The sequence below is a fragment of the Vitiosangium sp. GDMCC 1.1324 genome, from assembly GCF_003044305.1.
GTDB lineage: Bacteria > Myxococcota > Myxococcia > Myxococcales > Myxococcaceae > Archangium.
Genome location: NZ_PZOX01000003.1, coordinates 1 through 16,134, shown reverse-complemented (window position 1 = coordinate 16,134; position 16,134 = coordinate 1). Strand labels below are relative to the sequence as shown.

At 68.4% G+C, this 16,134-nt stretch carries 14 protein-coding genes, 1 pseudogene and 1 riboswitch; of the genes and pseudogenes, 5 read left to right on the top strand and 10 right to left on the bottom strand.

Annotated features, from left to right (window positions below; all coding sequences use genetic code 11):
- Nucleotides 1-20 precede the first annotated feature (20 nt).
- Both ggt and DAT35_RS58855 read right to left on the bottom strand, forming a co-directional pair.
- A complete protein-coding gene (ggt, locus tag DAT35_RS08660) occupies nucleotides 21-1,787 on the bottom strand; it encodes a gamma-glutamyltransferase (protein WP_108066471.1) in 1,767 nt (588 codons plus the stop codon).
- Between the two features lie 200 nt (nucleotides 1,788-1,987).
- Nucleotides 1,988-2,212 (bottom strand): hypothetical protein, encoded by a 225-nt coding sequence (locus DAT35_RS58855; protein WP_158501615.1) that lies wholly within the window; start codon nucleotides 2,210-2,212, stop codon nucleotides 1,988-1,990.
- On the opposite strand from DAT35_RS58855, the gene glmU reads away from it, so the two are divergent.
- Both glmU and glmS read left to right on the top strand, forming a co-directional pair.
- Nucleotides 2,202-3,647 carry a bifunctional UDP-N-acetylglucosamine diphosphorylase/glucosamine-1-phosphate N-acetyltransferase GlmU gene (gene glmU, locus DAT35_RS08650; RefSeq protein WP_369945538.1) on the top strand — a complete coding sequence of 482 codons (1,446 nt, stop codon included), beginning with the start codon at nucleotides 2,202-2,204 and terminating at the stop codon, nucleotides 3,645-3,647. The genes DAT35_RS58855 and glmU overlap by 11 nt on opposite strands.
- A gap of 106 nt (nucleotides 3,648-3,753) precedes the next feature.
- Nucleotides 3,754-5,589 carry a glutamine--fructose-6-phosphate transaminase (isomerizing) gene (glmS, locus tag DAT35_RS08645; protein ID WP_108066468.1) on the top strand — a complete coding sequence of 612 codons (1,836 nt, stop codon included), beginning with the start codon at nucleotides 3,754-3,756 and terminating at the stop codon, nucleotides 5,587-5,589.
- 82 nt (nucleotides 5,590-5,671) lie between these two features.
- On the opposite strand, the gene DAT35_RS08640 is transcribed toward glmS, so the two are convergent.
- The 7 genes from DAT35_RS08640 to DAT35_RS08610 form a co-directional block, all read right to left on the bottom strand.
- The gene (locus DAT35_RS08640; protein WP_233261438.1) at nucleotides 5,672-6,631 is read right to left on the bottom strand and encodes a ribonucleotide-diphosphate reductase subunit beta; all 960 of its coding nucleotides are present in this window, start codon (nucleotides 6,629-6,631) and stop codon (nucleotides 5,672-5,674) included.
- 146 nt (nucleotides 6,632-6,777) lie between these two features.
- On the bottom strand, nucleotides 6,778-9,216 hold the full coding sequence (locus DAT35_RS08635) for a ribonucleoside-diphosphate reductase subunit alpha (RefSeq protein ID WP_108067193.1): 2,439 nt from the start codon (nucleotides 9,214-9,216) through the stop codon (nucleotides 6,778-6,780).
- 270 nt (nucleotides 9,217-9,486) lie between these two features.
- Nucleotides 9,487-9,693, bottom strand: a riboswitch (cobalamin riboswitch).
- A gap of 82 nt (nucleotides 9,694-9,775) precedes the next feature.
- Nucleotides 9,776-10,744, bottom strand: coding sequence for a serine/threonine-protein kinase (locus DAT35_RS08630; protein ID WP_233261371.1), 969 nt, complete (start codon nucleotides 10,742-10,744; stop codon nucleotides 9,776-9,778).
- 20 nt (nucleotides 10,745-10,764) lie between these two features.
- Nucleotides 10,765-11,046: a hypothetical protein gene (locus DAT35_RS08625; protein ID WP_108066467.1), complete on the bottom strand. Its 282-nt coding sequence runs from the start codon at nucleotides 11,044-11,046 to the stop codon at nucleotides 10,765-10,767.
- Nucleotides 11,043-11,603, bottom strand: a complete 561-nt coding sequence (locus DAT35_RS08620) for a DUF3106 domain-containing protein (RefSeq protein WP_233261370.1) — start codon at nucleotides 11,601-11,603, stop codon at nucleotides 11,043-11,045. The genes DAT35_RS08625 and DAT35_RS08620 overlap by 4 nt, the downstream gene beginning before the upstream one ends.
- On the bottom strand, nucleotides 11,603-12,073 hold the full coding sequence (locus DAT35_RS08615; protein ID WP_108066466.1) for an anti-sigma factor: 471 nt from the start codon (nucleotides 12,071-12,073) through the stop codon (nucleotides 11,603-11,605). Before DAT35_RS08615 ends, DAT35_RS08620 begins: the two co-directional genes overlap by 1 nt.
- On the bottom strand, nucleotides 12,070-12,669 hold the full coding sequence (locus tag DAT35_RS08610; RefSeq protein ID WP_233261369.1) for an RNA polymerase sigma factor: 600 nt from the start codon (nucleotides 12,667-12,669) through the stop codon (nucleotides 12,070-12,072). Before DAT35_RS08610 ends, DAT35_RS08615 begins: the two co-directional genes overlap by 4 nt.
- Before the next feature lie 214 nt (nucleotides 12,670-12,883).
- Here DAT35_RS08610 and DAT35_RS08605 point away from each other — a divergent pair, with 214 nt between their 5' ends.
- Together DAT35_RS08605 and recA are read left to right on the top strand one after the other, a co-directional pair.
- Entirely contained in the window at nucleotides 12,884-13,669 is a 786-nt protein-coding gene (locus DAT35_RS08605; RefSeq protein WP_158501614.1) for a hypothetical protein, read from the top strand.
- A gap of 109 nt (nucleotides 13,670-13,778) precedes the next feature.
- Complete coding sequence (gene recA / locus DAT35_RS08600; RefSeq protein WP_108066463.1) at nucleotides 13,779-14,870, top strand: recombinase RecA; 1,092 nt, start codon at nucleotides 13,779-13,781, stop codon at nucleotides 14,868-14,870.
- Between the two features lie 106 nt (nucleotides 14,871-14,976).
- On the opposite strand, the gene DAT35_RS08595 is transcribed toward recA, so the two are convergent.
- On the bottom strand, nucleotides 14,977-15,351 hold the full coding sequence (locus DAT35_RS08595) for a hypothetical protein (RefSeq protein ID WP_108066462.1): 375 nt from the start codon (nucleotides 15,349-15,351) through the stop codon (nucleotides 14,977-14,979).
- A 436-nt stretch (nucleotides 15,352-15,787) separates the two neighbouring features.
- Here DAT35_RS08595 and DAT35_RS08590 point away from each other — a divergent pair.
- A pseudogene (locus DAT35_RS08590) lies at nucleotides 15,788-16,134 on the top strand (DUF2380 domain-containing protein); the annotation flags it as partial.

Genomic DNA, 16,134 nt, shown 5'->3' with positions numbered 1-16,134 from the left:
GTGCGCTCCGGTCCTGTCCGTCAGTCCTGGCCCAGCGCGGCGCCTTCGTTGCGCGGGTCGCTCGCGGAGTAGCGCAGGTTCGTCTTCGGGTCGCTGTAGACGGCCTCGGCGTCACCCCAGGCCTCCTGCTTGCGAATCTTGTGACCCTTGGCCTCCAGCGCCGCCTGCGTGGCGGGCTCCAGGCCCCAGCGGTCCACCCAGAGCTCATCCGGCAGGTACTGGTGGTGCAGCCGGCCCTCGCCCACCGCGCGTGTCACGTCCATGCCGGAGTCCACCATGTTGGAGATGACCTGGATGACGGTGGTGGGGATGGTGGAACCGCCCGGGCTGCCCACGGCCAGCATCACCTTCTTGGGGTCGTCCTTGGAGAAGACGAGGGTGGGGGACATGGAGGACAGCGGCACCTTGCCCGGGGCGATGGAGTTGGCCTCGCCCGTCACCAGTCCGTAGGCGTTGGGCACGCCGGGCCGCGCGGCGAAGTCGTCCATCTCGTCGTTGAGGAGGATGCCGGTGCCCTTGGCCACCAGGCATGAGCCGAAGGCGTAGTTCACTGTGGTGGTGAGGGCCACCGCGTTGCCGTCCTTGTCGATGACGGAGATGTGCGTGGTGTTCTTCTTCTCCGGTGTGCTGGATGGGTCGTACCAGGAGTTGTTCGGGTTCTTGAGCGTGGAGCCTCCGGCGCCCTCCACCGGGGGCAGCAGCGAGGCGCTGGGCGTGGCCTTCTTCGGGTCGATGCTTCCCGCGAGATCCGCGATGTAGCCGGGCGAGGTGAGGCTCTCCATGGGAATCTTCACGAAGGCCGGGTCGCCCAGGTACTTCACCCGGTCCACGTATACCCGGCGCACCGCCTCGACGTAGAGGTGGAGGTCCTCGGGGTTGCGGTAGTCCAGCCCCTTGGGGCGCAGCCGCTCCATCGCGCCGAGCACCTGCACCACCGCGAGCCCTCCCGCGCTCGGGGGCGGCATGGTGAGGATGCGGTAGCCGCGGTAGCTGCCCTCCAGCGGCTCATGGGCGCGCGTCTTGTAGTCCTTCAGGTCCTCCAGCGAGAGCGTGCCGCCGCTGGCCTTCACCGTGTCCACCATCGCCTGGGCGAGGGGGCCCGAGTAGAAGGGCTTGGCGCCGCTCTTCGCGAGCGTCTGGAGCGTCCGGGCCAGCTCCGGCTGGCGCACGAGGTAGCCGATGGGCGGCACGTCCGGCTCTCCCTGCTCGTTCTTCGCGAGGAAGATGCGCGAGGCCTCCGGATCCTGCCGCAAGCAGTCGCGCCGCAGGGTGGCCAGCGCCTGGTACTTGGGCGTCACCCAGAAGCCGTTACGCGCGGCCTCGATGGCGGGTTGCAGCACCACTGCGCGCGGCAGCTTCCCGTGCTTCTCCAGCAGCTCCAGGTAACCGGCCACCGCGCCGGGCACCGCCACGCTCGTCGCGCCGTCCGTGGACAGCCCCGGCACCACCTGGCCGTCCTTCAAATACATGTCCCGCGTGGCTCCCTTAGGCGCCACCTCGCGGAAGTCCAGCACCTGCGTCCCGCCCGTCTTCGTGTCGTGCACCAGCGCGAAGCCGCCGCCCCCAATCCCCGAGTGATAGGGCCCCACCACTGCCAGTGTGAAGGCCGCCGCCACCGCCGCGTCCGTCGCGTTGCCGCCCTTCTGAAGCATCCGCAGCGCGGCCTCGCTCGCCATCGGGTGGGCCGTGGCCACCGCTCCGCCCCGGTAGGGCCGCGCCGCCCACGCGGGCCACGCCACCATCAACGCCACCAGTGCCGTGCCCCACCAGTTCCGGTGAGTCCGCATCTTTACCGTCTTCACGTGCAAGGCCTCCCTACGGGCGCTCAACTCACACTTCCCTGGGTCAGGGTTCTGGAGTATCCCGGCGGCCGCCCGGACTCGCCACCAATCCGTTTACTCATCTAGAAGTGTCCGGCGGACACCATCATGCCCGGCCTGGAGTTTGACCGGGGCGCAGGCAAGGGCATCCTGTGCAGGACGCTCCGTCACGCCGGGGGGATCATGACCAGCAACCTGACGACATTGAAGCCGACGTCGACCCCGGCGGAGGCCCCTGTGACGACGGTCTTCCTCAAACCGACGTTCGGTATCACCGTGCAGAGCAATACGTTGGCCGTGTCCGTCAGGGCCCGCCCGGAGGGCATGCGGCCCACGCGCTCGCCCGCTCGTGGTTGACGGGCCGCGCGGGCGTCCCTAGTAATCGCCGCCATGACAGCTCCTCTGGCGGCGGTGGTGTTGTGCGCGGGCAAGGGCACGCGGATGAAGTCGGAGAAGGCCAAGGTCCTTCACCCCATCCTCGGCAAGCCCCTCTGTGCCTATCCCCTCATGCGAGCGCTGGAACTGGGCGCCTCACCCGTGGTGCCGGTGGTGGGCCACCAGGCCGAGGAGGTGGAGCGCTCCATCCGTGCCCACTTCCCCGCCGCGCCCCTGCGCTTCGCGCTCCAGAAGGATCAGCGGGGCACGGCGGATGCGGTGCGCTCGGCGGAAGGGGCGCTGAAGGACTTCAACGGGCGCGTGCTCATCCTCTACGGGGATGTGCCGCTGGTGCGCGGCGAGACGCTCTCGGCGCTGGCCGCCGCGCATGAGAAGGGCGGGGGCGTGCTCTCCCTGGTGTACACCGTGCCGGCGGATCCGACGGGCTACGGCCGCATCATCCGCGAGCTGGGCAAGGTGGTGCGCATCGTCGAGCACAAGGACGCCACTCCCGAGCAGCGTCAGGTGCGCGAGTGCAACGCCGGCATCTACCTGGTGGAGTCGTCCTTCCTGTGGAAGGCGCTGGCCAACATCCGCCCCGCCAACGCGCAGGGCGAGTTCTACCTGACGGACCTGGTGGAGATGGCCGCGGCCCAGGGCCCGGTGGCCGCTATCGAGGCCGAGTTCGGCGAGACGGCCGGCGTGAACGACCGGGTGGAGCTGGCGGCGCGCGCGAAGGAGCTCCAGGCGCGCATCAACGTCCAGCACATGCGCGATGGCGTCACCCTGGCGGACCCGGCCACCGCGTACATCGAAGAGGGCGTGGCCATCGGGGCGGACACGGAGATTGGCCCCATGGTGACGCTCTCGGGCGCCACGGTGGTCGGCCGCAACGTCTCCATCGGACAGGGCTGCGTCCTGCACGCCTCGTCGGTGGCCGACGGGACGACCGTGAAGCCGTACACCGTGCTGGAGGAGGCCCGGGTGGGCGAGCGCTGCATCCTCGGGCCCTTCTCCCGGTTGCGGCCCGGCACGGACCTCGCCGAGGAGGTGCACCTGGGCAACTTCGTGGAGACGAAGAAGGCCCGCATCGGCCGTGGCTCCAAGGCCAACCACCTCGCCTACCTGGGCGATGCGAAGATCGGCTCCGGCGTCAACGTGGGCGCGGGCACCATCACCTGCAACTACGACGGCGTGAACAAGCACACCACCGAGCTGGGCAACAACGTCTTCATCGGCTCGGACTCCCAGCTGGTGGCCCCTGTGAAGGTCGGGGACGGTGCCTATGTCGGCGCGGGCACCACGGTGACGAAAGATGTGCCTCCGGGCAGCCTCGCCGTGTCTCGGACGCCACAGGTCAACATGGAAGGCTGGGTGGAGAGGAAGAAGGCACGCATGGCCAAGTCCTCGGAAACCGGCCCCTCCAAGTCGGACAAGGCCTCAGCGGGCTAGTGGGCCCGCCTTTTGCTTGTCGTCCGGGCGACAGGTGTCGCCCGGTGTAGGTGGACCTGCTTCCCGCATTTGCCTGCGGGGGCTCGGGCGTGAGAGGACGGACAACATGTGCGGCATTGTTGGGTATGTCGGGGACAAGGAGTCGGCGCCCATCCTGGTGTCAGGGCTGAAGAAGCTCGAGTACCGGGGGTATGACTCCGCGGGCGTGGCGGTGGTGAACCGCAACGTCCTCAACGTGGTTCGTGCCACGGGCAAGCTGAAGAACCTGGAGAACCGGGTTCAGAGCGATTCGCCCCAGGGCACCATCGGTATCGGCCACACGCGCTGGGCCACGCACGGGCGTCCCTCGGACGAGAACGCCCATCCGCACACCTATGGCGGTGTGGCGGTGGTGCACAACGGCATCATCGAGAACCACCTGGCCCTCAAGGAGGAGCTACGCGCCAAGGGGCACCACTTCTCCTCCGAGACGGACTCCGAGGTCTTCGCCCACCTCATCTCCGATGAGCTCAAGGGCGGCTTGGATCTGCCGGCGGCGGTGCGTGCGGCCATCACCCAGGTGAAGGGCACCTACGCCCTGGCGGTGGTGACCACCAGCGATCCGAACCGGATTGTCTGCACCAAGGACTCCTCGCCCATGGTGCTCGGTCTGGGCCAGGGTCAGAACTTCGTGGCCAGCGATGTGCCGGCGCTGCTCGAGCACACGCGCGACTTCGTCTACATGGAGGAGGGTGACCTGGCCGTCATCACCGCCACCGGCGTGGACATCTTCAACCGCTCCGGCCAGAAGGTGAACCGGCCCACCCGCCGCATCGACTGGACGCCGATGATGGCGGAGAAGGGCGGCCACAAGCACTTCATGCACAAGGAGATCATGGAGCAGCCTCGCGCCGTGGCGGACACGCTGCGCGGCCGCATGCTCCTCTCCGAGGGCGACGTGCACTTCGAGGGCTGGAACCTGAGCCCGGAGAAGGTGCGCTCGCTCACCAAGGTGACGATCCTGGCGTGCGGCACCTCGTGGCACTCGGGCATCGCCGGCAAGGCGATGATCGAGTCCCTGGCCCGCATCCCCGTGGAGGTGGAGCTCGCCAGCGAGTTCCGCTACCGCGACCCCATCGTGGAGTCCACGCACCTGGCCATCGCCATCAGCCAGTCCGGCGAGACGGCGGACACGCTGGCGGCCTTCAAGGAGGCCAAGGCGCGGGGTGCCACGGCGCTCGCCCTGTGCAACGTCATCGGCAGTGCCATGACGCGTGAGGCGGACATCACCATCCTCACCAACGCGGGCCCCGAGATTGGCGTGGCCTCCACCAAGGCCTTCACCACGCAGCTCGTGGGGCTCTACCTGCTCGCGGTGAAGCTGGGGCGCATGCGCGGCACGCTCACCGTCAAGGCGGCCCAGGAGCACCTGACGCTGCTCACCGAAATCCCGAAGATGATCGAGGACGTGCTCAAGTGCGAGGCCTCGGTCAAGCGCGTGGCGCGTGAGTTCATGAGCTCGCAGGACTTCCTCTTCCTCGGCCGCGGCCCCATGCACCCGGTGGCGCTCGAGGGCGCGCTCAAGCTGAAGGAGATCTCGTACATCCACGCCGAGGGCTACGCTGGCGGCGAGATGAAGCACGGCCCCATCGCGCTCATCGACGAGAAGATGCCGGTGGTGATCATCGCGCCCAAGCAGCCGCACGTGGCCTACGAGAAGATCATCGGCAACATCGAGGAGGTGCGGGCGCGCGGTGGCAAGGTCATCGCCATCATCGACGAGGATGACGCGCACGTGGCCTCGCTCGCGGACCACGTCATCCGGATTCCCGCCGCCAGCGCGCTGCTCGCGCCGGTGGTGGCCACCATCCCGCTGCAACTGCTCGCCTACCACGTGGCCGATCTGCGCGGGAACGACGTGGATCAGCCGCGCAACCTCGCCAAGAGTGTGACGGTGGAGTAGTCGCTCGGATCGGTCTTCCGGTCCAGCCCGCCCGGGGATGCCTCGCTTCGAGGCCCCCGGGCGTTTTCATTCGCGCGTGCCGTCAGAAGGCTGCGTCGAAGGTGACCTCGCCCTCGACGCCGACCTGGTAGGCCGAGACTCGGCGCTCGAAGAAGTTCGCCAGCTCCTGCACGTCCTGCAGGTCCATGAAGCCGAACGGGTTCTTCGCGCCGTAGCGCTTGGGCAGCTCGAGCATCGCCAGCCGTTGGTCGGCGACGAACTCGAGGTACTGCCGCATCTCGCGCACGGAGAGGCCCGCGACGCCGAGCCCCAGCAGGTCCTCGGCGAACTGGAGCTCGCACTCCACCGCCTCCTCGAGCATGGCGGCAACCTCGCGCTCCATCTCCGCGTCGAAGAGGCCGGGATCCTCGCGGCGCACCGTCTTCACCACCTCGAAGGCGAAGGCCATGTGCGCGCTCTCGTCGCGAAAGACCCAGTTCGTCCCCGCCGCCAGTCCGTGCAGCAGCCCCCTCGAGCGCAGGAAGTAGACGTAGGCGAACGCCGCGAAGAAGAAGAGTCCCTCGATGCAGGCCGCGAAGCAGATGAGGTTCAGCAGGAACTTCCGCCGCTGTTCCCGCGTCTCCAGCCGCTCGAGCTCTCCAATCGAGTCGATCCACTTGAAGCAGAACTCGGCCTTCTTGCGGATGCTCGGGATGGTGTCGATCGCCGCGAAGGCCGTGGCCCGCTCGTTGGGGTCCGGCACGTACGTGTCGAGCAGCGTGAGGTAGAACTGCACGTGCAGCGCTTCCTCGTAGAGCTGGCGCGAGAGGTACATGCGTGCCTCGGGCGCGTTCACGTGCTTGTAGAGGTTCAGCACGAGGTTGTTCGCCACGATGGAGTCACCCGTTGCGAAGAAGGCGACGAGGCGCTGGATGAGGTGGCGGTCCGCGGCCGTCATCTTCGAGCGCAGGTCTCCCACGTCCGTCGAGAAGTCCACCTCCTCCACCGTCCAGGTGTTCTTGATGGCGTTGCGGTACATGTCGAAGAAGACCGGGTACTGCATCGGGCGCAGCGTGAGGTTCAGCCCCGGGTCCAGCAGGCGCGCCCCCGTTTTCGGCGTCGCGTGAGACACCTTCGAGGGCACCACCGGGGCTGCCTCGTGCACGGGCGGGAGGCTCATCGGAGCCCAGGTGTCGTTCGTCGGGGGATTCACTGGCATGCCTCGCAGGCCTCGGGGTTCTCGAGGGAGCAGGCCACGGCCTGCGTGTCGGTGGGCTTCGGCTCCGCTTTCGCGATCTCGCCTCCGCCGTTCATCCGGGTGTCTGTGCCGGTCCGGGCTGCGTCGACGGTGGCCTTCGCGATGCGCGTGGCCGGACGCGAGCGCAGGTAGTAGGTCGTCTTCAGCCCCTTCTTCCATGCGTACATGTACATGGAGCTGAGCTGGCCGATGTTCGGCGACTCCATGAACAGGTTGAGCGACTGGCTCTGGTCGATGAAGGCACCTCGGTCCGCCGCCATGTCGATGAGCGAGCGCATCGGCAGCTCCCACGCCGTGCGGTAGATGGCTCGCACGTCGGAGGGAATCTCCCCGAGCGACTGGATGGAGCCCTCCGCGAGCTTGATGCGTACCCGCATCTCCTCGTTCCAGAGCCCGAGCCTCTTCAGTTCCTCGACGAGGTAGCGGTTGACCTGGAGGAAGTCACCCGAGAGCGTCTCGCGCTTGAAGAGGTTGGACACCTGCGGCTCGATGCACTCGTAGCAGCCGGCGATCGACGCGATGGTCGCCGTCGGGGCAATGGCGATGATCAGCGAGTTGCGCAGCCCCACCTCCCGGACCCGGGTGCGCAGGGCGTTCCAGCGCGCCGTGTCCTCGGGGACCACGTTCCACGCGTCGAACTGGAGCTCGCCCCGCGCGGCTCGCGTCTCGGGGAAGGACGGGTGGGCTCCACGCTCGGCCGCAAGGTCCACCGAGGCGGAGAGGGCATGGAAGTAGATCTCCTCGGAGATCTTCCGCGAGAGCGTGCGCGCCTCGGGGCAGTCGAAGGGCAGGCGCATCTGGAAGAACGCGTCCTGCAGGCCCATCAGCCCCAGTCCCACCGGACGCCAGCGCAGGTTCGAGCCCTTCGCCGTGGCGAGCGTGTAGTAGTTCAGGTCGATCACCCGATCCAGCTGCCGCACCGCCGTGCGCACCGTCCTCGCGAGCTTCTCCCAATCGAAGACCACCCGGCCGGACTCGTCCACGGACGTGTGCCGCCCGAGGTTGATGGAGCCGAGGTTGCACACCGCCGTCTCGTCCTTCGAGGTCACCTCGAGGATCTCCGTGCAGAGATTCGACAGGTGCACCACCCGGCCCGGCAGCGCCGTCTGGTTGCAGGCCCGGTTCGACTTGTCCTTGAACGTCATCCACCCGTTGCCCGTCTGGGCGAGCGTCCGCATCATCCGCCCGTACAGCTCGCGCGCCTTCAGCGTCTTGAACGCGAGGCCCTGCTTCTCCGCCTGCTCGTAGGCGCGCTCGAAGTCCTCGCCGTAGAGGTCCGTGAGGTGCGGGACGCTCTTCGGGTCGAAGAGGGACCAGTTCCCGTCCGCCTCGACGCGCTTCATGAAGAGGTCCGGAATCCAGTTCGCCAGGTTCAGGTTGTGCGTGCGCCGTGCCTCGTCGCCCGTGTTGTCACGCAGCTCGAGGAACTCCTCCATGTCCGCGTGCCACGTCTCCAGGTACACGCAGCACGCGCCCTTGCGCTTGCCTCCCTGGTTCACCGCCGCCACCGACGCGTCCAGCGTCTTCAGCCACGGCACGATGCCGTTGCTGTGCCCGTTCGTGCTCCCGATGAGCGAGCCGCGCGAGCGCACCCGGTGGTACGCCAGCCCGATGCCCCCCGAGAACTTCGAGAGCATCGCGACGTCGGTGTAGCGCTGGTAGATGCTCTCGAGCTCGTCCTCGGGCGAGTCCAGCAGGAAGCACGACGAGAGCTGCTCGTGGCGCGTGCCGGAGTTGAAGAGGGTGGGGGAGCTCGGCACGTACTCCAGCATCGAGAAGAGCCGGTAGAGCTCGAGCACCTCGGGCACCGTCTCCCCGAGCGCTACCGCGATGCGCATGAAGAAGTGCTGGGGCGTCTCAAGCACCTCGCGTGTCGTCGGGTGCTTGAGCAGGTAGCGGTCATAGACGGTGCGCAGCCCGAAGTACTCGAAGAGGCGGTTGCGCGAGGGATCGATCGCGTCGTTCAGCTTGCGCGCGTTCGTCGTGACGAGCTTCGCCACCCGCTCGTTCACCAGGCCGAGCCGGTGGCCCGCGGCGATGGACTGCGAGAAGGAGTGGATCTCCTGTCCGGAGACCTCCTTGTCGATGTACGTCGCGAGCAGCCTCGCCGCGAGCTTCGCGTACTCGGGCTCCTCCAGGGTCAGCGAGGCCGCGGTCTGGATGGAGAGCTGATCGAGCTCCTTCGTCGACGCGCCGTCGTAGAGTCCGGCGATCGTCTTCGTCGCCACTCGGATGGCGTCCACCTGGCGCAGCCCGTCGCAACAACGGCCGATCGCCCGGACGATCTTGTTCAGGTCCGCGGCCTCCAGGCTCCCATTGCGCTTGCGCACCCTCATGGTGGTGGGGGGCGTGGGCGCGGGGGCCGTCTCCAGCATGCCGTGGGCGGACATGGGGCGCGTTCCCTGCTCGCGTCCCGCGGTGTGGCTTCCGTTCAGCATTCTCCTCCTCCTCCGTTCGCGACCGTGGTGAGCCGAGAGGAGAAGGTCTGCCCGTGTCGCGTATGCGACGTGCGATGACTCGCCAGGCCGACCCTCGCCCCCTCGGGCGGCTGGATCACGACGGGAGGAGACAGGGCGGCCGGGACGACCGCGAGGAGCCCGCGGCGCTCGGACCTTCCCGCCTCCCCTCGAGGCGTCCAGGTCGAGCTGCCGCTGGATTTCTCCCCAGTGGCAGGTGCTGGCAGGTCTTCGGGCTCGCGAGCCTCCGGCACGGGGCCGGTTCCTAATACCGCCTACTTCCCAGCCTTCCGGCCAGTGTGTCGTGGGCGGATTCGTTCTCGCTTACCGCTGCGGGGCAGCTCCGGAGTTTCACCGGATTCCCTTTCAAGCCAGAGCGGATGCTCGGGCACCAGCGACGCGCGCCAAGGTACGGGGGGGTCCTGACGCTGTCAACGATCAGAACTGGAGCCACGGATCACGAGAAGTTCTTCCGTTCGCTTTCGTTTCCGCTCTACCTTGGGCGGTCCTTTTCCCGCTCCCACAGGGCCAGGGCGAGGGCCTGTTGCAGCGAGGGCTGGAGCTCGCGCGGGCCGAAGGGTTGGCCCGTGTCCAGCGCCCAGGTGAAGAGCGCTCCCGCGAATTCTCCCGCCGTGCGGTAGCGGTGATTCACGTCCGGTGCCAGCGCCTTGCGGAGGATGGCGCCGAGCTGCCGATCCAGGGTGTCCGGCAGGTTCAGCTTCGCCGCCCGGATGGCCGCCATCACCACGTCGGGGTTGTCGCTGTCGCGCTCGAAGGGATGGAAGCCCAGCAGCAGTTCGTGCAGGACGATGCCCATCGAGAAGAGATCCGAGGCCTGCGTCAGTGTGTCTCCGCGCGTCTGCTCCGGCGACAGGTAGTGCAGCTTGCCCGCTGTCACTCCATCTTCCGGGCCCACGTCCAACCCGCGCGCCTTGGCCACGCCGAAGTCGCCGAGCTTCACCTCGCACTGTCCGGAGAAGAAGATGTTGGAGGGGTTCACGTCGCCGTGGATGAGCCCCAGCGGACGGCCGCTGCGCGTGCGCGCCTGGTGGAAGTAGGCCAGTGCCCGTAGCACCTCGATGCCCACGTGCACGCCCACCGCCACCGGCAGGGGCCGGCCCTGGCTCTCGTGCGCCCGGAGCAGTCCGTCCAGGTCGCCGCCCACCAGGAACTCCATGGCGATGAAGTAGCGCCCGAAGGCCTCGCCAATCTCCAGCCGGCTCACCAGGTTGGGGTGCTCCAGCAGGCCCATCAGGTCCGCCTCGTCGGCGAAGGCGTCCGCCGTGACGTCCTTGCGCATCAGCTTCAGCGCCACCTTGAAGGGCGCTCCCTTTTCGTCCTTCGCCTCCGCGAGGAATACCTCCGCCATTCCCCCCGAGCCCAGGCGCGAGCGGAGCACGTAGCGCCCATGGCGGCGCGACGGAATCTCCACGGTCTTCGGGGACGGGGGGGCGGACGCCAAGGTGCCGCCAGTCTAACCCGTCACTGCCCTTCCGTGCTGTCTTCCTTGCTCAGCTCGAGCAGGAGCTCCAGGTCCTCCATCGTCTCCATGCTCTCCAGCAGCTCGAGGTTCTCCACCACCTCCTTGTCCTCCTGGGTCAGCTCCGGAGCGGTGTCCTGGGGGGCGGAGGCCCGTTGGTTCGTGGAGGCCCTCTGGTTCGCGGGGGGCCGTTGCTCCCTGGCGGGAGGAGGCGAGGGCTCGGAAGCCGCGGCCGTCCCGGAGCCCAGGACGGCGGCCAGCAGCAGTGTGTGGCGCCAGCTCACGGCCGCCGCCTCTCGCGCATCCGCTCACGCATCCGCTCGCGCTGCTCGGGCGTCATCTGCCTCCAGCGGCGCATGTTCTCCATCATCTGCTCGCGCCGCTCCGGGTTCGCTCGCAGCCAGGCCCGCATCCGCTGGCGCAGCTCCGCCTTGCGCTCGGGGCTCATCCCCCGGAACTCGCCGAAGCGCTCGCGCAGCTGCTTGCGCTCCTCGGGCGTCAGCCGCTGGAACTCGTGCAGGTTGGCCTTGACGCGCTCGCGCTCCTCCGGCGGCATCTGCTTCCAGCGCTCCAGGTTGCCCCGGATGCGCTCGCGCTCCTCCGGCGGCATCGCCTTGAGCTCGCGCAGCTTCGCCCTCAGCGCTTCCTTCTGCTCGGGAGAGAGCTGCTGGAAGCGCTCGGCCGCCGTCTTCACCTGCTGCGGTTCCTGCTTCTGGAGCTCTTGCTTCTGCAGCTCCTGCTTCGGAGGCTCCGGCTGCTGGGGCTCCTCCGCTCGGCCCATGCCTCCCAGGAACAGCGCCGCCACCAGCGCGGCCCGTGTCAGGTTCTTCCGGCCCCTCATCACTGCACCTCCAGCTCGTGGAGGTTCGCAATCACCTCCAGGTCGTCGCCATTCTCCAGGCCGACGACGTCGTAGTCCTCGACCTCTTCCAGGTTCATCGCCAGCTCCAGCGTGCCCGCGTCCGTCACGTCCAGCGCCGGCTCGCGCGGAGCGGTGGTGTAGAGCGCCAGCCCCGTCACCGCCGCCAGGCCCGCCGCCGGCACCAGCACCGAGGGCCGCAGCAGTGCCCGCAGCCGCTCGGCCAGCGTCGGCGGCAGCGCGTCCAGCTTCGCCAGCACCTCGCGCCGCGTGTCCGGCGAGGGGGTGAACTCGGGCAGCTCGGCCATGAGCGCCACCGTGCGCTTCAGGAGCGCCTCCGTGCCCTGGCACCCCGCGCAGCCTCTCAGGTGCGCCTCCACCTCGGCGCGCCGCGCGGGCGGCAACTCCGCGTCGACGTAGGCCGTCAGGTCTTCCTCGAATGGACAACTCATGCCCTGCTCCTCACGGGCTCGGGGCCCGCCTGCAGCTCCTCGACCTTGCGCGCCACCGCCAGCGTCGCCCGGTGGATGAGGCTCTTCACCGCCGCCTCGCTCGCCTCCAGCGCCTCCGCGATGTCCCTGTACGCCATCCCCTCGAAGCGGCACATGGTGAAGGCCGCCCGCTCGCGCTCGCTCATCGATTTCAGCGCCTCGCCCACCGCCCGCTCCAGCTCCCTCCCCGCCAGCGCCTGGTCCGGCCTGTCCCCTTCTCCTCCCGCCACGTCCAGCCCGCTGTCCTCCTCCTCCGTCTCCGACGTCGTCGTGTGCGCCACCCGGTACTCCCCGCGCCGCACCTCGTTGAGGCAATGGTTGGAGGCCACCCGGAAGAGGAACGTCTTGAACTTCGCCGACGGCTTGTAGCTCTTCGCGTTGCGGTACAGCTTCACGAAGATGTCCTGCGTCAGCTCCTCGGCCCGCTCCCGGTTTCCCACGAAGCGGAACGCGAAGCGCGCCACGCTCGCGTGATACCGGTCGAAGAGGAGCGCGAACGCCTTCCGGTCGCCCGCCGCCACCTTCAACATCATCTGTGCGTCCGAATCCGCTTCCACGCTCACGTCGAACCCAGGACCCCAAAAGAAGTTGCGGGGGAAAATCGCGCGCCGGAGCCTACTGGAGTCCCCATTCGCTCCTCCCGAGGTGTGGGATGGACACCCACGGGCCTCCCTGGAGGGCGGGGGAGCTGTCGTCCGGAGGCAGAGGGGGGCGGTCGCGTCGGTTGCCGGAAGCTCCGGCGCACGGCGGGGCCTGGATGCTTTGAAGGCGGTGGGCACCGGTCGTTACAGTCCCGCCGTGCCTGGAACCACGCATACACGTCCCCCCGGCTCGGGCTCTCGCCGGGGCGAGCCGGCCGAAGGGGAGGGCGCGGAGCTGCCGTCCCTGGTCCCCTGGGAGGAGCCGGTCCTCCCGTCCGAGCCGGAGGCACGGCTGGCGGTCCTGCCCCTCGTGGAGGATGCGCGGGAGGCCACCACCGACGCCGAGCGCACCGCGCTGGCGGCGAAGATCAACGGCCAGTTGGAGGGCCTGGCGGCCGGTGGGGGCTCGCGGGAGGTCGCGGACCTGCTCGAGCAACTCCTGGAGAGTGGCCAGCTCGAGGGACTGGTGGACGGCGAGGGGCGGTCATGCCGGGCCGCGGCCACCGAGGCGCTGACGCGGCTCGGCTTCCCCTTCGCGCTGGAGGTCCGCCCGGAGGACCTGGCCCACCTGCGCGGCCAGGACGGGGATTCCCCGGGCTTCCGGTGGGCGCCCCTGGCGGCCGGGGGCGTCCTGGGCGCCGGCATCGTCGGGCAGTGGCTGCTCCTGCTCCAGCAGGGGCTGCCGGAGGCCGGGACGTTGCAGCCGCTCGTCCTCCTGATGGGGCTGTCGCTGATGGCCCTGCTGACGGGGGTGTTGGGTCCCGAACGCTCGAGCTCCCGGCGAGCGGGCCTGCTGGTGCTGGCCGTGGTGTCGCTCCTCCAGGTGTTCCTCAGTGTTTTCGGGGGTTACCACGGGGCGGTGAGCGGACTGGCGGGAGTGTTGGCCTGCCTGCTGCTCTTGCTGCCTCGACGCTGAACGTTGTGGGTCATGTCAGAGGGATGGACTAGGGTCATCCTATCGCGTACTAAACGCGGGTTCAGGTGAGCCGGGGTGGCTCGCCGCATACGCAAGGAGCAATGACGAAATGGCCGTGAATCCAGAGAAGGAGAAGGCGATCGAGTTGGCGATGTCCGCTGTGGAGCGCCAGTTCGGTAAGGGGTCCATCATGCGGCTCGGCAACGAGGAGCCGCTGGTTCGTGATGTTCAGGCCATTTCGACGGGAAGCATCTCGCTCGACATCGCCTTGGGCGTCGGCGGCGTGCCCAAGGGTCGCATCGTTGAAATCTACGGGCCGGAGTCCTCGGGTAAGACGACCCTGTGTCTGCACATCGTGGCCGAGGCGCAGAAGCGCGGCGGCGTGGCCGGCTACATCGACGCCGAGCACGCGCTGGACATCGGCTATGCGCGCAAGCTGGGCGTGCGCACCGATGACCTGCTGCTGAGCCAGCCGGACACGGGCGAGCAGGCGCTGGAAATCGCCGAGATGCTGGTGCGCTCGGGCGCCATCGACGTGCTGGTGGTGGACTCGGTGGCGGCGCTCGTGCCGAAGGCCGAGCTCGAGGGCGAGATGGGCGATGCGCACATGGGCGTGCAGGCCCGCCTGATGAGCCAGGCGCTGCGCAAGCTCACGGGCACCATCAGCAAGAGCCAGACGTGCGTCATCTTCATCAACCAGATTCGCATGAAGATTGGCGTGATGTTCGGCAACCCGGAGACGACGACGGGCGGTAACGCGCTGAAGTTCTACGCGTCGCAGCGCCTGGACATCCGCCGCGTGGGCGCCATCAAGAACGGCGAGAACGTGGTGGGCAGCCGCACCCGCGTGAAGGTGGTGAAGAACAAGGTGGCGCCTCCGTTCAAGGAGGTCGAGTTCGACATCATGTACGGCACGGGTATCTCGAAGGAGGGAGACCTGATCGACCTGGCGTCGAACGACGGCATCATCGAGAAGAGCGGCAGCTGGTTCGCCTTCAAGGGTGAGCGCATCGGCCAGGGCCGGGAGAACGCGAAGGACTACCTGCGCGACCACCCGGAGGTGCGCACGGACGTGGAGAAGCAGGTGCTGGAGAAGTACGGCATCGGCAAGCCCGCTGGGGCGGCCGCTGCTCCGGCCGAGCCCGAGGCTCCCGCCGAGGGCACCACCGAGAAGCGCCCGCGCGTGAAGGCCGTGAAGTAGTCCGGGCCTCTTCTGCGTGAAGCGTCAGGGGCTGTCTCCCGCGAGGGGGGCAGCCCCTTTCTTCTTGCGGGACCGGAGGCCCGTGCGGTGGAAACGCGAGAGGCGCTCAGGTCGAGGGTGGGGAGTAGCGGAAGGCCTGGAGGATGTCGGCAGCGGTCGTCGCCGACTCGAGTGCCAGGGTGCCACTCATGCTCTCGTCGCAGAGGGTCAGGGATTCGGAGGGGGGGGCGATGGAGCGGCACCACAGGGCGAACTCGGCGCAATCCCGGAGGTCGCCGATGAATGCAATGGCGCTGCCTGCCCGGTTGAGTGAGCCATCCACATGGGAGTGCGCCATGGGGATGCGGAACTCCAGCGCGTAGCTGCTGGCCGGATCGGAGACGGGCTCCACGGTGGCCTGGGGCCAATGGGCGCACAGCAGGCGAGCAAAATCAGGAGCCAGGACAAGATCATCGGACTCGGTGATGACGAAGTATTTCATTCCGTGCTTCCTCGCTCAGAGGGTGTTGAACCACGGCAGTCAGGCAAGGCGGCCCAGCATCAGTCGGATCATGCCCACGGAGACGAACGCTTCGGAGGACTCCTCCTTTCGCTCAATGGCAGGCGCAAGGGCAACGAGAGCATTATGGGGGGGAGTCGGGGCTGCGAAGGGGCCAGAGGGCGCGAGGGCCATGCGCTCTCCTTCTGCACCGGGGGTTCATCGAGTTGACCCGGGTGACCCGTGCGGTTGGGTTATGGACCCTACGACGCGAGGTACCTTTTGCCTGTGCTGTCCAGACTGTCCGGATTTGTCGGAGGCGCCCGATAGAATGGGAGTCACCCATCGGAGGCGCTGATGACATCCACGCTGCTGTTTCCGGAAGGCGAAGGCGCGCTGCGCCCGGGTGCCTTCGCTTCCGTGGGCCTGGGGGTGGACAATGCGCGCTGACTCGTTCCGGGCCCTGTGGGCGGGCCTGCTGCTCGCCATGGCCCTACTGTCCACCGGCTGCGCGTCGCTGACTCCACCGCCCGGCAGGGAGATGAACCTGCGCTACACGCCGGGCGATGCTGCCGTGTCCGCGCCGGCCGAGGGGCCGGGCTTCGAGTTTCCGCGCACCGTCGCCTCAACGCCTGAGCCCGAGGCACCGGAGCGGCTGCACCGGCGCCGGGCCTCCCGTGAGGAGGTGACGGCGGCGGGCCCGGACAGCGCGGAACGAGAGGTGCGGCAGAAGACTCGCGCGGCCCAGTTGGCGTTTCGCGGTGCCATTCGCGAAGTATCAGGCTC

Excerpts from the sequence above, each read along its gene's own strand:
- ggt (WP_108066471.1), bottom strand. The coding sequence starts at position 1,787 with ATGCGGACTCACCGGAACTGGTGGGGCACGGCACTGGTGGCGTTGATG.
- DAT35_RS08640 (WP_233261438.1), bottom strand. The coding sequence starts at position 6,631 with ATGCAGTACCCGGTCTTCTTCGACATGTACCGCAACGCCATCAAGAAC.
- DAT35_RS08595 (WP_108066462.1), bottom strand. The coding sequence starts at position 15,351 with ATGAAATACTTCGTCATCACCGAGTCCGATGATCTTGTCCTGGCTCCT.
- DAT35_RS58855 (WP_158501615.1), bottom strand. The coding sequence starts at position 2,212 with ATGGCGGCGATTACTAGGGACGCCCGCGCGGCCCGTCAACCACGAGCG.
- recA (WP_108066463.1), top strand. The coding sequence starts at position 13,779 with ATGGCCGTGAATCCAGAGAAGGAGAAGGCGATCGAGTTGGCGATGTCC.
- DAT35_RS08620 (WP_233261370.1), bottom strand. The coding sequence starts at position 11,603 with ATGAGGGGCCGGAAGAACCTGACACGGGCCGCGCTGGTGGCGGCGCTG.
- glmS (WP_108066468.1), top strand. The coding sequence starts at position 3,754 with ATGTGCGGCATTGTTGGGTATGTCGGGGACAAGGAGTCGGCGCCCATC.
- DAT35_RS08635 (WP_108067193.1), bottom strand. The coding sequence starts at position 9,216 with ATGTCCGCCCACGGCATGCTGGAGACGGCCCCCGCGCCCACGCCCCCC.
- DAT35_RS08615 (WP_108066466.1), bottom strand. The coding sequence starts at position 12,073 with ATGAGTTGTCCATTCGAGGAAGACCTGACGGCCTACGTCGACGCGGAG.